Source organism: Limimaricola soesokkakensis, from assembly GCF_900172345.1.
GTDB classification, from domain to species: domain Bacteria; phylum Pseudomonadota; class Alphaproteobacteria; order Rhodobacterales; family Rhodobacteraceae; genus Limimaricola; species Limimaricola soesokkakensis.
On the sequence record NZ_FWFY01000010.1, the window covers coordinates 120,335 to 132,767 of the forward strand.

16 protein-coding genes are annotated in these 12,433 nt (G+C 73.3%); all 16 read right to left on the bottom strand.

Features of this window, described 5'->3' with window-relative positions:
- Positions 1–28: 28 nt before the first annotated feature.
- The 16 genes from LOS8367_RS14925 to LOS8367_RS15000 all read right to left on the bottom strand — a co-directional run bounded on the left by LOS8367_RS14925 (position 29) and on the right by LOS8367_RS15000 (position 12,421).
- Complete coding sequence (locus tag LOS8367_RS14925) at positions 29–313, bottom strand: DUF7742 family protein (protein WP_085897334.1); 285 nt, start codon at positions 311–313, stop codon at positions 29–31.
- Complete coding sequence (locus LOS8367_RS14930) at positions 310–4,224, bottom strand: baseplate multidomain protein megatron (RefSeq protein WP_085897335.1); 3,915 nt, start codon at positions 4,222–4,224, stop codon at positions 310–312. The genes LOS8367_RS14925 and LOS8367_RS14930 overlap by 4 nt, the downstream gene beginning before the upstream one ends.
- The gene (locus LOS8367_RS14935) at positions 4,224–4,643 is read right to left on the bottom strand and encodes an NlpC/P60 family protein (RefSeq protein ID WP_242665614.1); all 420 of its coding nucleotides are present in this window, start codon (positions 4,641–4,643) and stop codon (positions 4,224–4,226) included. Before LOS8367_RS14935 ends, LOS8367_RS14930 begins: the two co-directional genes overlap by 1 nt.
- A gap of 221 nt (positions 4,644–4,864) precedes the next feature.
- Positions 4,865–5,716 carry a phage/gene transfer agent baseplate hub protein gene (locus tag LOS8367_RS14940; RefSeq protein ID WP_085897337.1) on the bottom strand — a complete coding sequence of 284 codons (852 nt, stop codon included), beginning with the start codon at positions 5,714–5,716 and terminating at the stop codon, positions 4,865–4,867.
- Positions 5,713–6,345, bottom strand: coding sequence for a DUF2460 domain-containing protein (locus LOS8367_RS14945; protein WP_085897338.1), 633 nt, complete (start codon positions 6,343–6,345; stop codon positions 5,713–5,715). The genes LOS8367_RS14940 and LOS8367_RS14945 overlap by 4 nt, the downstream gene beginning before the upstream one ends.
- Before the next feature lie 11 nt (positions 6,346–6,356).
- Positions 6,357–6,995 (bottom strand): RcGTA-type gene transfer agent tail tape measure protein, encoded by a 639-nt coding sequence (locus LOS8367_RS14950; RefSeq protein ID WP_085897339.1) that lies wholly within the window; start codon positions 6,993–6,995, stop codon positions 6,357–6,359.
- Positions 6,992–7,177, bottom strand: a complete 186-nt coding sequence (locus LOS8367_RS14955; protein ID WP_085897340.1) for a rcc01693 family protein — start codon at positions 7,175–7,177, stop codon at positions 6,992–6,994. Before LOS8367_RS14955 ends, LOS8367_RS14950 begins: the two co-directional genes overlap by 4 nt.
- Positions 7,177–7,491, bottom strand: coding sequence for a gene transfer agent family protein (locus LOS8367_RS14960; protein ID WP_085897341.1), 315 nt, complete (start codon positions 7,489–7,491; stop codon positions 7,177–7,179). Before LOS8367_RS14960 ends, LOS8367_RS14955 begins: the two co-directional genes overlap by 1 nt.
- On the bottom strand, positions 7,491–7,904 hold the full coding sequence (locus LOS8367_RS14965) for a phage major tail protein, TP901-1 family (protein ID WP_085897342.1): 414 nt from the start codon (positions 7,902–7,904) through the stop codon (positions 7,491–7,493). Before LOS8367_RS14965 ends, LOS8367_RS14960 begins: the two co-directional genes overlap by 1 nt.
- A gap of 24 nt (positions 7,905–7,928) precedes the next feature.
- Positions 7,929–8,339, bottom strand: coding sequence for a DUF3168 domain-containing protein (locus LOS8367_RS14970; RefSeq protein ID WP_085897343.1), 411 nt, complete (start codon positions 8,337–8,339; stop codon positions 7,929–7,931).
- The gene (locus LOS8367_RS14975) at positions 8,336–8,674 is read right to left on the bottom strand and encodes a head-tail adaptor protein (protein ID WP_085897344.1); all 339 of its coding nucleotides are present in this window, start codon (positions 8,672–8,674) and stop codon (positions 8,336–8,338) included. The genes LOS8367_RS14970 and LOS8367_RS14975 overlap by 4 nt, the downstream gene beginning before the upstream one ends.
- Positions 8,671–9,270, bottom strand: a complete 600-nt coding sequence (locus tag LOS8367_RS14980) for a head-tail connector protein (RefSeq protein WP_085897345.1) — start codon at positions 9,268–9,270, stop codon at positions 8,671–8,673. The genes LOS8367_RS14975 and LOS8367_RS14980 overlap by 4 nt, the downstream gene beginning before the upstream one ends.
- A gap of 66 nt (positions 9,271–9,336) precedes the next feature.
- A complete protein-coding gene (locus LOS8367_RS14985; RefSeq protein WP_085897346.1) occupies positions 9,337–10,488 on the bottom strand; it encodes a phage major capsid protein in 1,152 nt (383 codons plus the stop codon).
- The gene (locus LOS8367_RS14990) at positions 10,481–11,029 is read right to left on the bottom strand and encodes an HK97 family phage prohead protease (RefSeq protein WP_085897347.1); all 549 of its coding nucleotides are present in this window, start codon (positions 11,027–11,029) and stop codon (positions 10,481–10,483) included. The genes LOS8367_RS14985 and LOS8367_RS14990 overlap by 8 nt, the downstream gene beginning before the upstream one ends.
- A gap of 11 nt (positions 11,030–11,040) precedes the next feature.
- The gene (locus LOS8367_RS14995) at positions 11,041–11,256 is read right to left on the bottom strand and encodes a GTA head formation protein, RCAP_rcc01685 family (RefSeq protein WP_085897348.1); all 216 of its coding nucleotides are present in this window, start codon (positions 11,254–11,256) and stop codon (positions 11,041–11,043) included.
- The gene (locus LOS8367_RS15000) at positions 11,249–12,421 is read right to left on the bottom strand and encodes a phage portal protein (RefSeq protein WP_085897349.1); all 1,173 of its coding nucleotides are present in this window, start codon (positions 12,419–12,421) and stop codon (positions 11,249–11,251) included. Before LOS8367_RS15000 ends, LOS8367_RS14995 begins: the two co-directional genes overlap by 8 nt.
- Positions 12,422–12,433: the final 12 nt, after the last annotated feature.

The following is a 12,433-nucleotide window of genomic DNA, read 5'->3' on the forward strand; positions in this document are numbered from 1 at the left end:
TAGCCCAGATAGGGCCTCCCGGCCAAGATCAAAGGCCGGAGGAGCCGTCAAGGGCATCGAGCACCTGCCGCAGCGCCGCCCGCGCCTCGCGGCCCAGCGATGGCGGCAGCGGCCGCGCCGGGTGCCGCAGCGCCGCCGACATCAGCGAGCCGTCGCCCCACAACGGATGCGCCCGGCCGCGCCGCTTGCGCCAGGCATCGGCGGCGCGCGCTTCCGACACGATCCGCAGCGCCAGACCCGCGCGCCCCTCGGGCGGCGCGGCGAGCAGCGCCGCCACCGCCCGGTCGAGGCATCCCGGCAGGATCGGCCTCATCCCGCCACCGCGATTTCGGCGAAGGGGCCGGGCCCGAAGGCCTCCGAGATCTGTGCCACCTGCACCACGAGCGGCCCCGCCGCGCCGTCGGCTGCGCGCATCGCCGCCGTGTAGGCGAATCCGGGCGCGGCAAGCTCCGCCTCGCGCAGGGCCACGCCATTGGCTGAAATACGCAGCAGGTAGGCCTCGCGCGCCTCGGCCAGCGGCACCTCGCGCCCCTCCCAGCCATCGCCGCCGATCCGCGCCCGCCGGACCCACGAGATCGCGAGATCGCCCCCGGTTTGCCGCACCCGCAGATGCACCGGCGCCCAGGGCCGAAGCCCGATGCCCGCGAAGGCCCGCGCCGCGTGCCGCCAGCTCGGATCGGTCAGCGGCCGCCGCGCCGGGCCAAAGCGGTAATGCCGGGTCAGCCCGCGCGCCGCGTCCGGCAGCGCGACCTGCCGCGGCACGCCGTCGAGCAGCACGACGCGGCTGCCCGCGGGCCAGATGTCGGGCATCACCGCGTCGGTTCCCGCCTGCCCCCTGAGCCGCATCGAGATCTCGAAGACCCCCGGCTCCACCGGATCGGCCCGCAGGAATTGCAACAGCTCCCAGTGATCGCTCTCGCCATCGCCGATCGCCATCAGGTTGGCGCCCGCCAGAACCGCCGCCCGGCTGGCCCCGGTCAGCTGCCCCTGCGCCAGCCGCAGCCGCAGCGCCGGGCCGCGATCCCACAGCCCGGCAGGCGCGGCGGCGAGCGGCGTCAGCGTCGTGCCGATGGTGGCGGCCAAAGGCTGTGTCAGGTTGAGCCGATGATCGGCATCCTCGACCCCCGAGACCAGCGCCACCGCGCCGGGCCAGGGCCTCGCCGTGGCCGCGAAATGCGGCGCGTGCGGGACCTCCTCCCCGGTGAGCAGCGGCAGGTCGAGGAACACCCCCTCGACCGGCACCGGCGGGACATAGGCGCCGGGGGCCTCGGCGTCGTCCTCGGCGGGCTGCGGCAGATAGAGCCCCGGCGCGGTGCGCACCGCCTCGATTGCTGCATGGGACGTCCGCTCCAGCCGTTCGATCCGCCAGGCGCCGCCCTCCCCGCCATCCCCACCCGCGATCTCGACCACGTCGCCGGGGCCGAGGCCATGCGCCGAGGGCGGCAGCGCGAATTCGGCGCGCTCGCGCCCGAGCCGCATCTCCGCCAGCCAGCGCGCGGCCATGGCCTGCGCCTCGGCCCGGGTCAGCACCATCGGCAACTCGGCCGCCTCGACATGGCGCGCGGCGCCGCCCGGCAGCGCCGCCTCGACGCTGCCCGTGGCCCCGGTTTCGGCCGCGACATAGCCCAGCCGCACCCGGTCGGGCAGCGCCGCGCCAGCCTCGCGCGCGATCTCCAGGATCGGCATGTCCGGCGACACGCGCACCAGCCTCCCGGAATCGAGCGCGGCATCCGCCAGCCCGTCGCGGGTGCGGAACACCAGCCGCCCCTCGCGCTCCACCGCGTCGAAGCCATGCGCCAGCATCAAGGGCTGCAACATCGCCCGCGCGCTCTGCTGGCCCCGGGCGAGATAGCCGCGCACCAGCCCGTGCAGCCGCGAGGTGTCGATCTCGCTCACCCCCGCCTCGGCGCAGATTTCCGCCACCACCGAGGCGAGGTCGCGATGCGCGGTGCGCCCGGTGATCCAGTGCCCGCGCGCCCAGTTCGCGCCGTCGCCCCAGACCTCCGACAGCCCCGGAAACCACGGATAGGGCCGCAGGTCCCACGCCCAAACCAGCATCCGCTCGGTATCGAGCATCGGCGCGCCGTAGATCTCCGAGACCGGGTTCGCCCCCGGATCGGCGAAATGCCGATGCACGGCGCGCAGATACTGCATCTGGATCCGCTCGTCGCGATGGCCGCGCGAATGGTAGGGCAGCGCCGATTCCGAGGATTTCGGATCGATGAACTTGTTGGGCTGGTTGCTGCCCCGGTCGACGGCGGCGCAGCCCAGCTCGGTGAAGCGAATGGGCTTCGATCCCGGCTGCCACGCGGTCGGCGCATCCTGCCGCATCCCGTCGATCCGCTCGTGATGCGGGTTGCCCCACCAGCCCACGAGGTCCTTGTAGCGCCAGACCCACGGCTCGCCGTCGCCATCGGTGATCGGCGTGCGGATCTGCGCCGCGCGGGCCTCGGGCGAATGGTAGTACCAGTCATAGCCTTCGCCGCCCGCGACATTGCCCGCGAGATAGTCGAGATCGTAAATCGAGCGATGCTGCGCGGCGTCGAGATGATCGGTGCCGTCGCGCCAGTCCGACAGCGGCATGTAATTGTCGATGCCGATGAAATCGATCTCCGGGTCGGCCCAAAGCGGGTCGAGGTGGAACCGCTTGGTCGCCCCGCCCGGCTGGTGGCCGTGATATTCGGTCCAGTCGGCGGCGTAGGAGAGCTTCACTTGCTTCCCCAAGATGCCGCGCACCTCGGCCGCGAGATCGCGCAGCGCGTCCACGGCGGGGTAGCTGTCGCCCGCCCCCCGGATCGTGGTGAGCGCCACCAGCTCCGAGCCGATGCAGAACGCCTCGACCCCGCCCGCCATGGCGCACAGATGCGCCTGGTGCAGCACGAAGCGCCTGAGGCCCCAATCCTCAGGGCCCTCATAGACCGGCCCGTCGACACCGATCCTGAAATCCGAGGCCCGCGCCGCGCCGAAGAAGGCCGCGACCTCGGCCTCGGCCGCCGCCGTCCGGTCGGTGGTCCCCGGCTGCCCCGGCGCGCGCGCGGTGCTGATCCGGCCGCGCCACGGCAAGGCGGCCTGTTCGGTCCCGCCCCACGGATCGGGCAGGCCGTTGCCCGGCAGCTGGTCCATCAGGATGAAGGGGTAATAGGTCACCTCCAGCCCGCGCGCCGCCATCGCCCGGATCGCCTCGATCACCGAGAGGTCCGAGGGCGTGCCGCCATAGACCGGCCGATCCTCGACGCGCGGCACCGCCATCGCGCCCGCGCGGTCCAGCCCCGAGACCCGCCACGGCATCTCCTCGCCCTCGCCCTCGCCCTCGCGGCGCTCGACCTTGGGGCGGATCCTGCAATGCCCGGCGCGCAGGTCATCGCCGAACCACGACACCACCAGCGAGGCGGCGCGGCATTCGGGCAGCTCCTCCACGAGATCGTCGAGCGCGGCCTCGGCGTCGCTCGGCCCCGAGGGCCCGTGCAGGTTGGCGGGCCTTCGCTCGGCAAAGCCCGAGGCCACATGCACCGGCGTCGCGGCCAGCGCGTATTCGCCGGTGCCCGGGATCACCGCGACGCCGCGCACGAGACGGGCGATGTCCTCGGCCCGCGCGGGGTCCGACAGGTCGGCGGGGCGCAGCACCTCGAAGGAGAATTGCGGCACCCGGTTGCCGAAGCGCGCGAGGTCGAGATCCTCGATCACCACATAGGCGAGCCCGCGATAGGCGGGCGCGCGGCCGATCCCCTTGACCGCCTCGATCTTCGCATCCGGCCGCTGGTCCTCGCGGCCCTCGTGCAGCCGCCACGTGATCTCGTCGCGGCCAAGCTCGACCCCGTCGGCCCAGATCCGCGCCACCCGGCGCACCGGCCCCTCGCAGAGCCCGATGGCGAGGCTCACCGCGTAGGAATACTCGACCACCTCCGGGCGCGGCGCACCCTTGCCGCCGCCCGAACTGGCGCGGCGCTCCTCGAAATCCGAGGCCCAGATTACCTGCCCGCCGATCCGCATCCGGCCCCAGAGCCGGGCGATCGGCTCGCCCTCGCCCGCGCCGGTGAAGCGGTACCGGTCGACCCGTCCGGTCTCGACCGGGTCGGCCCCGGCCCCCAAGAGCCGCGCATCGATCGCCCGGCCCAGCGCCGCGCCGCCCGCGCGGCCCAGCATCGCGCCCGACAGCCCCATGAGGCTGCCGCCGACCGCGCCGCCAAGGGCCATCCCCGCCGCTCCGAACACGATGGTCGCCATCAGCCGATCCTTTCCGTTAATGCGAAACCGGCGGCGATGCGGCGCCGCCATGGCGGGGTCAGCGGGCTCTCGACCACGCCATGCCCCTCATAGGCGTGGATGAAGCGCGGCGCCTCGGGCGGCCCCGAAAGCAGCCCCAGATGCCGTGCCGCCATCCCGTCCCGAAGCCGGAACAGCAGCAGGTCGCCGGGCCCGGCCTCGGCGGGCGCGATCTCGCGCAGATGCCGCCGCGCCGCATCGCAAAGCACCTCGCCGCCCCGCGCCTCGTGGCGCGGATAGGCGGGCACAGGCTCGGGCTCCGTCCCCGCCAGCGCCATCCAGACGCCGCGCACCAGCCCGAGGCAGTCGCAGCCCGCGCCGCGCCGCGCGGCCCCGTGCAGATAGGGCGTGCCGATCCAGAGCCGCGCCTCGGCCACGATCCGGTCGCCCGCCGCTGGCAGCGGTCCCGCGCCCGCTCCTGGCGAGAATTTCTCACACGCGTTCGGCAGGACTTCCCTGCCCGAACCGGGCAAGACCTCTGCGCATGGCGTTGGCGAAACCTTTGCGCACGCTTCCGGCAACGCTCGCCCGCACGCCTTTGGCAAGCCTTCCCCACACACCTCCGGCAAGTCGTCCCGGCACGCCTTTGGCGTGACCCGTCTCATGCGCCGCCCGCCCGTGGCACCGCCATCAGCCAGTCCGCCCCCGGCAGATGCGGGAAGCCTCGGAAGTTCAGGAAGTTGTCGAATTTCAACCGACAGGTCTCGCCTCGCTTGTCGCAGCCCGCGACGAGGCGCAGCGCCGTGCCGGGCGCGAGCGCGACACCGATGGGCCGCCACAGTTCGAGGATCCGCGCGCCCCCATCGACCCGGTCCTCGCGGATTTCCGCCGCGAGCCCGGCGCCGGGCCCGTCCAGCACCTCGACCCGGCCATGGCCGAACCAGCCCGCGGCCGGCCCGTCGGGCCAGTCGAGGCGCAGCCGGGCGCCCTCCGCCGCCCCGAGCGAGCGCGTCACCGAAGCCCCGGCCTGCCCGAGATCGACCCCGCAGCGCGCATCGCCCAGGCAGGCGTCGCAGCGCGGCTGGTAGACCCGGCCCAGCGGTTGGTTCAGCAGGTCCGACAGCCCGCGCAGTTCGGCCCGGAACAGCGTGCCGTCTCGGCGGATCTCGCCCAAGCGCCCCCGGAACTCCAGCACCCGCTGCTCGGGCGCGGCCCAGTTGACCCGCCAGAGCCGCAGCTCGGCCCCGTCGAGCCGGCCTTCGGCGATCTCGGCCTCGGTGATCCCTGCATCCGAGATCGCGCCCAGCGCCTCGCCGGTATCGGCGGCGAGCCCCGCGCCCTGCACCAGCGCGCTGGCGCTCATCCCGGTCTCGGGGCGGAACGCGATGCCCTCGAAGGACAGGGCACGGTCGTGATCGGTAAAGCCGCGCTCCAGCCCGTCGGCGCGCCTGAGCGCCCAGGCGCGGCAGAGCGTCGTCACCCCGCTCGCGAGATGGCCCTCCAGCCCGCTCACAGCCGGATCTCCACCACCGGGATCTCCGGCACCGTCCCGGCCCGGAACCCCGCGACCGATCCCGACAGCGTTTCGGTGTCGAACCGCGCGGGCACGTCGAATTCGAACCCGGCGGTGACGATCTCGCCCATGGCGGGCGGCACCGCGAAGCGCACCGTCCCCGTGGCGTGATCCACCTCGACCCCCTCGCCCGGGCCGATCTCGTCGCCGCCCACCGCGACCCGGACGCTGCCCGCGATCGGCTTGACGATGGGGCGCAGATAGGGGCTCGGGCCGTCGCCATAGCGCTTGACCAGCTGGAACGCCGTCGTGGTGTCGTCGCCGAAGCCGATCTGCTGGTCGAGCGGCCCGACCGGGCGCGCCGCCGGGGCCGAGCGGAAGTCGAGCCAGTCCTTCCAGCGAAACCCGAAGAGCGGGCCGCGCCGCGCCTCGAAGAAACCCATCACCGTCTCGACATCCTCGAGCGCGCGCAGCCCGAGCCCGGCGTCGTAGCGGCGCCGCGCATGCGCCCAGGGGCTGTTGCGCTCCTCGAAGCCATTGGCGAGGGTGACGATCTCGCAGCGCCGCTCCGGTCCGCCAGAGGCGCCGAAGCTCAGCGCCACGGGAAATCTCACGTCGTGGAACCCCATATTCGCCTCCCTCACCTGTCGCGGCGGCCGCGATCGACCGCGCGGGCGATCTGCGCGGCCACCTGCCCGCGCGAGCGGCGGAACCCCTCGATGTCGGGCGTGGATATGTTGACCGTGACCTGCGCCGCCCCGCCGCCACCGCCCGCGGCGACGCCGAGACGCCCGTCGGCACCGCGCGCCAGCGGCAGGATCGCCTCCGGCCCCGCCTCACCCATCAGCCCGGTACCGCCGCGCATCGGAAAGGCCACTGGCCCCGAGACCACGCCGCCACGGGCGAATGGCGTGACCCGCCCGCCCGCGAAGGCGCCCCCCTCGGCGAAGGGCATCAGCCCCGCTACCAGCCCGTTCACCCCCTGCGCCAGCATCCCGCCGAGCCGGTCGGTCACGGGCCGCATCGCGTTGCCATAGACGGTGTGCGACATGCTCCCCGCCAGCCCCTTGAGCGCGCCGCCGACCGAGCGGCCCTCGAACAGCACGCCGTCGATGGCGCGGCGGATGCCGCCGGAAAAGCCGCGCTCCAGCCGGCCGAGATCGCGCGTCGTCTCGCTCAGCCCGGCGCGCATCCGCTCCAGCTCGCGCGAGAAGCTCTCGGCGACGCCGCCCGCCTCCTCCATGGCGCGCTCCAGCGCCTCGAACTCGTCCTCGGTCATGTCCTCTCCCTGTCAGGATGCTCGCGGCACAGCGCCTCGAAGCGGGCCCGGTCCATCGGCGCGGGCCCGGGCGGGCCCAGCATCAGCCGCAGTTCGGCCGGGGTCAGCGCCCAGAACTCGGACGGCCTGAGCCCGAGCCCGCAGATCCCCGCCCGCATCATCGCCGCCCAATCGAGCCGCATCAGCCGATCTCCCCGAAGGCGCGCGCCACCAAAAGCGCCGCGAGGCGCGCCGCCTCGACCGGCCCGCCCTCGATCTCGGCCGCCACCAGATCGGCGGCCCGGCCGGGCCAGCCGCCGCCCCTGAGTCCCGCGACGATCAGAGCCAGGACGTCGCGGGCCGACACCGCACCGCTTTCGAGCCGCGCCACCAGCGCCGCGATGCTGTCCGCGCCGAGGCTCTCCTCCAGCTCGGCCAGCGCGCCGAGGCTCAGCTTCATGATATGGCGCCGCCCGTCGAGGATCAGCGCCACCTCGCCGGCGCGCGGATTGGCCATCAGGGCGCCGCCTCGAAGGCGAGCGGCCCGGCCGAGACCAGCGCGATCTCGAAGCTGGCCTCGCCGTCATGGCTGCCGGCATAGTCGATCGAGGCGATCTGGAACGACCCGGTCATGGTGCCGAAATCGGGGATCACCAGCTGGAAATCCGGTGTCTCGCCCGCGAAGAAGATCGCCCGCGCCCGGGCGTCGGTCGAGGCGTCGCGGAACACGCCCGAACCCGCCACGGCGGCCGAGCGCATGCCGGCGCCGCCCAGAAGCTCGCGCCAGCCCTCGCTGCCCAGATGGGTGATGTCGACGCTCTGCGCGTTGAGCGTAAGCCGCGTCGCGCGCAGCCCTGCCATGGTTTCGAACAGCCCGTCGCCGGTCATGTCGATCTTGAGCAGGAGATCCCTGCCGTTCTGAGCCGCCATTGCCTGGCCCTCCCTCGCTTGTGTTCAGACGTCCTCGCTGCGGGCGCGGAACACCAGGTCGATGCGCCGCGCCTCGCCGCTGCCGATCCGCTTGGCCCGGGCGCGCAGGAACCACAGCCCCACCAGCCGCCCGCGATCCAGCGGAGGGATGGTGCCCGACAGCGCGTCACAGATCGCCGCCGCCGCCAGCTTGGCGCTTCGGAACCCGGCCGCGTCGCTGACCACGCTCACCGTGATGTCGTGCAGCGCCCCCGCCGCCGTCCCGTCGGAGCGATCGCGCGCCGTCTCGGGGCCGAGCACCGCGTAGAGCGGCGGCAGCGGCCCGGCGGGCAGCGCGTCGAAGATCGCGGCGCCCAGCAGATCGGCCAGGGGCGGATGCGCCGCCAGCCGCGCATGGATCGCGGCTTGCAGCGCTGCCGAGACCGCGTAGCTCATCGCGCCACCTCCTCTTCGGCTTCGCACAGGAGATAGCGCCCCTCGGCGTCGAGCTCGCGCACCGCGCGGATCGCGAAGATCCGCGCCCCCTCGCGAAAGCGCTGCTCGGGCGCCGGGCGCATCGTCGAGCCCGGCGGCGCGGCGCGGGTGACAATGCGCAGCCTGACTCGGCTCAGCGCCGCGCCCATGCCGTCGAGATCGCGCCCCGAGCGCGCCTCGACCGAGGCCCAGAGCGTGCCCAGCGCGGTCCAGCCGCGTTCGAACCCGCCCGAGCCGTCGGGGGCGCGTCGGGGCGCCTCGAGCAGGAGCGCCCGGTTCAGCCGCACCGGCCTCATGCCCCGCCCCCCGCCGAAAGCCGCAGCGCCCGGAACCGCTCGGTCAGCGCGGTGACGCCGAACGGCATGCAGCCCGGGCCGAGCGCGGTGTCGTGACGGTATTCGTGGTAATGCGCCGCCAGCATCATCACCGCCTGTGCCAGATCGGCGGGGATCTCGGACCAATGCGCCCCGTAACCCGCCTCGAAGCCGATGCGCGAGGTGCCGCCCTGCGGTATGCCCGGCCAGCCCGCCGCGACGGGCAAAAGATGCGGCCGCTGGTCGTCCATTACCGCCTGCCAGCGCTCCGGCGCCACCGCCACGGCCGCGCCCTGCGCGTCGACGATCTCGAACGCCGTCACCACGCGCAGCGGCGCCACCGGCAGCGCCAGCCGCCGCGTGTCGCGCCAGCGCCCGACTTCCAGCACGAAGCCGCGCGCCAGCAGCACCTTGCCGGTGCGGCCCTCGATCGCGGCGATCGCCGCGCGCAGGAACCCCGCCAGCGCCGCGTCCTGCAGCCCAGCCTCGGCAAAGCCGGTGCCGATCCGCAAATGCGCGCGAAAGCCCTCGACCGGCAGCGCCGCCTCGGGCACAGCGCCCGTCTCGATCAGTCTCATCACCCGTCCTTTCGCGGTCGCAGCCATGATGCCGTGCCGCGACGCCGCGCGGCCCGGCCCCCCGCATCAGGCGATGCCGAATTTCAGCAGCTTGATCGCCGCGAAATCGCTCACCGCGCCGCCGACCCGCTTGGTCGCGTAGAAGATCACGTGCGGCTTGGCCGAGAACGGATCGCGCAGCACCCGCAGGTCGGGCCGCTCGGCGATGGTGTAGCCCGCCTCGAAATTGCCGAAGGCCAGCGCGCAGGCGTCGGAGGCAATGTCGGGCATGTCCTCGGCGATCAGCACCGGGTAGCCCAAGAGCCGCGCCGGCTCGCCCGCCGAGAGGCCGTCGGACCACAGGAACCGCCCATCGGCGTCCTTGAGCTTGCGCAGCGCGCCCGCGGTGCGCGAGTTCATCACGAAGCTCGCGCCCGCGCGATACGGCGCGCCGAGCCGGTAGACGAGGTCGATCACCGCGTCGGCCGGGTTCGCGGCGTCGAAGCCGCCATCGGTCCCGGTCGCGACATAGCCGAGGCTGTTCCAGGCCCAGCCGTCATCATCGACCCGCGGATAATCGAGGATGCCGCGCGGCTTGTCGACGCCGTTGCCCGAGACGAAGGCCGCGGCCTCGGCCCGCGCGAAGGTGTCGGCGATGCGGCCCGAGAGCCAGCCCTCGATGTCGAAGGCGCTGTCGTCCAGGAGCCGCTGCGAGGTCTTGGGCAGTGCCGAGAGCTCGTGCAGCGGGATGTTGATCCGGTCGATCTGCGGCGTGCCGGTCTCGGTCCGGGCCGAGGTCTCGTCGGCCCAGCCGGCGCCCGGCTCGGCATGGTCGATCAGCACGTCATACGAGCCCGCATCCACCGCCACGACGCTGGCGATGGCGCGCAGCGAGGCGGTCGCGCCGAGCACGCCGCGCACCCGCTCGGCGGTCTGCGGAACGACGAGGTAGCCGCCATCGGCCGCCACGGTCGTGCTCATCGCCTTGCCCTCGAGCCCGAGCCCGCGCAGCCCCTCATCCTCGCCGGTGCGCAGATAGGCGCCGAAGGCGGCGCGATGCGGCTGGCCTGCGGCCTTGGCTTCGAGCGGGCTGCGCGCGGCCAGCGCGGTCTTGCGGTCCAGTCGGGTCATCCGGTCGTCCTGTGCCTTGAGTTTCGTTCGGATCTCGGCCGAGAACCGGCCCAGCTCCTCCATCAGCCCGCCGATCTCCCGGCCAAGCTCGTCATCATCGTCACGCATCGCGTTCCCCCTCGCGTCCCCCGAGCGCGCCCCGCGCCGCCCGTATCTTCGCCAAGAGCGCGCTCGACCGCTTGGTGCCGACCCGCGCCTCGCGCAGCATCGGGAAGGTCACCAGCGACACCTCCCACAGCTCCAGTTCGTCGAGCCTGCGGCCCGTGCCCGCCTTGCTCGACCGCCGCGTCCGGTAGCCGATCGACAGCCCGTCGATCGCGCCCGCTGCGACCAGCGCGGCCGCCTCGCGGCCCTGCGCCACCGCCTCGAGGATGCGGCCCCGGACCCAGAGCCCCTTGCCGTCCTCGCGCACCTCGTCCCAGACGCCGATCGGGCGCGCCGGGTCGTGCTGCCACAGCATCCGCACCCTGCCGCCACAGCCCTCCAGCCGCTTCAGCGAGGCGGCATAGGCGCCCGGCGCCACCACGTCGCCGCCCTGGTCGGCGCAGCCGAACAGCGAGGCGTAGCCCGAGATCACCGCCCCCTCGCCGATCTCCAGCGGCCCGGTGCCGTCTGTGCCGCCCGCGCAGAACTTGCGTTCCAGCTCCATCATTCTCTCCCTCAAAGCCCCACGATCCCCTGCGCTGCCTGCGCGCCGATCGCCGCCACGACGCCGTAGACGGCGAGCCAGAGCCTGCGCTCCAGCCGCTCCATCACCGCCTCGATCCGCTCCAGCGTCGCCGCCACCTGCGCGAATTGCAGCGCCACCAGCCGCTCATGCGCCTCGATCTTGAGGCCCGGCGCGCAGGCGAAGCGATGCTCGCGCAGATCATCCATCCGAGCCGACCTCGCGCGCGGGCAGGCCCAAGAGCGCGCGTTTTTCCGCATCGGTCAGGAACAGCGCCTCCGAGACCCGCCGCCACTGGCCGTCGCGCTCGGCGGCCAGCGCCGGCACTTGATCGAGATCGACCCGAAGCTCGAACCGCTCGTCCGCGAAATCAGACAGCCACTCGGCCAAGGCCGCCGCGACCCGCGTCATCAGCGGCAGCACCGTCAGCCGGTAGAAGGCGCGGTTGGCCTCCTGGTAATTGGCGTAGGTTGCGTCGCCCGGGATCCCGAGGATCATCGGCGGCACCCCGAAGGCCAGCGCGATCTCGCGCGCCGCGGCCTCCTTGGTCTTCTGGAACTCCATGTCGGAGGGGCTGAAGCCCATCGGCTTCCAGTCGAGCCCGCCCTCGAGCAGCATCGGTCGGCCGGCGTTGCGCGCGCCCTGGTGCTGGCTTTCCATCTCCTCGACCAGCCGGTCGTATTGATCGGGGGTCAGCCCCGCCTGCCCGTCGGCACCACGATAGACGATGGCGCCGGAGGGGCGCGCGGCGTTGTCGAGAAGCGCCTTGGACCACGCCGAGGCGGCGTTGTGCACGTCGATCGCGCTGGCGGCGGCGGTGAGCGCCGAGAGACCGTAATGGTCGTCCTGCGGGTGAAAACTCTTGATGTGGCAGATCGGCGAGAGGCCATCCGTTACCGTGAAACGGTGCTTGGCGCCGCCGGCTGCGTATTCATAGGCTGTGGGCCAGCCATCCGCGCCGGGCACCAGCGCCATCCGCTCCGAGCGCAGCACGTGAAGCTCATAGGGCAGCCCCTCGGCGCCCACCGCCTCGACATATCCGTTGCCGGTGAGCAGGATCTGACCGACCAGTGCCTCTATCATCTCGGCCCGGCCCTGCCCGGGGTTGGGCCGCGCCAGCAGCGCCAGAGCCGGGTGCTCTTCGTAGCGGCGACCCCGGTCCTGCAGCATCAAGGGCAGCGCCGCCGCGGCCTCGGAGATGAGCCGGACCGCGCGAAACCCCACCGGGTTGCCGAGAAACCCCGCCCGGGTGAGCGATCCGGTGTCGCGCGCGCTCCAGGCCGGGCGGCCCGCCCCGGGCCAGGCGAGGCAACGCCCCGCCGCCGAGGCCTTGGCCTCGGGCGCCCCCTTGCCGCGCTTGAGAAACTCGAACATCGCCGCCCCCCG

Coding starts and splice junctions, on each gene's coding strand:
- LOS8367_RS14925 (WP_085897334.1), bottom strand. CDS start 313: ATGAGGCCGATCCTGCCGGGATGCCTCGACCGGGCGGTGGCGGCGCTG.
- LOS8367_RS14930 (WP_085897335.1), bottom strand. CDS start 4,224: ATGGCGACCATCGTGTTCGGAGCGGCGGGGATGGCCCTTGGCGGCGCG.
- LOS8367_RS14945 (WP_085897338.1), bottom strand. CDS start 6,345: ATGGGGTTCCACGACGTGAGATTTCCCGTGGCGCTGAGCTTCGGCGCC.
- LOS8367_RS14950 (WP_085897339.1), bottom strand. CDS start 6,995: ATGACCGAGGACGAGTTCGAGGCGCTGGAGCGCGCCATGGAGGAGGCG.
- LOS8367_RS14955 (WP_085897340.1), bottom strand. CDS start 7,177: ATGCGGCTCGATTGGGCGGCGATGATGCGGGCGGGGATCTGCGGGCTC.
- LOS8367_RS14960 (WP_085897341.1), bottom strand. CDS start 7,491: ATGGCCAATCCGCGCGCCGGCGAGGTGGCGCTGATCCTCGACGGGCGG.
- LOS8367_RS14965 (WP_085897342.1), bottom strand. CDS start 7,904: ATGGCGGCTCAGAACGGCAGGGATCTCCTGCTCAAGATCGACATGACC.
- LOS8367_RS14970 (WP_085897343.1), bottom strand. CDS start 8,339: ATGAGCTACGCGGTCTCGGCAGCGCTGCAAGCCGCGATCCATGCGCGG.
- LOS8367_RS14975 (WP_085897344.1), bottom strand. CDS start 8,674: ATGAGGCCGGTGCGGCTGAACCGGGCGCTCCTGCTCGAGGCGCCCCGA.
- LOS8367_RS14980 (WP_085897345.1), bottom strand. CDS start 9,270: ATGAGACTGATCGAGACGGGCGCTGTGCCCGAGGCGGCGCTGCCGGTC.
- LOS8367_RS14985 (WP_085897346.1), bottom strand. CDS start 10,488: ATGCGTGACGATGATGACGAGCTTGGCCGGGAGATCGGCGGGCTGATG.
- LOS8367_RS14990 (WP_085897347.1), bottom strand. CDS start 11,029: ATGGAGCTGGAACGCAAGTTCTGCGCGGGCGGCACAGACGGCACCGGG.
- LOS8367_RS14995 (WP_085897348.1), bottom strand. CDS start 11,256: ATGGATGATCTGCGCGAGCATCGCTTCGCCTGCGCGCCGGGCCTCAAG.
- LOS8367_RS15000 (WP_085897349.1), bottom strand. CDS start 12,421: ATGTTCGAGTTTCTCAAGCGCGGCAAGGGGGCGCCCGAGGCCAAGGCC.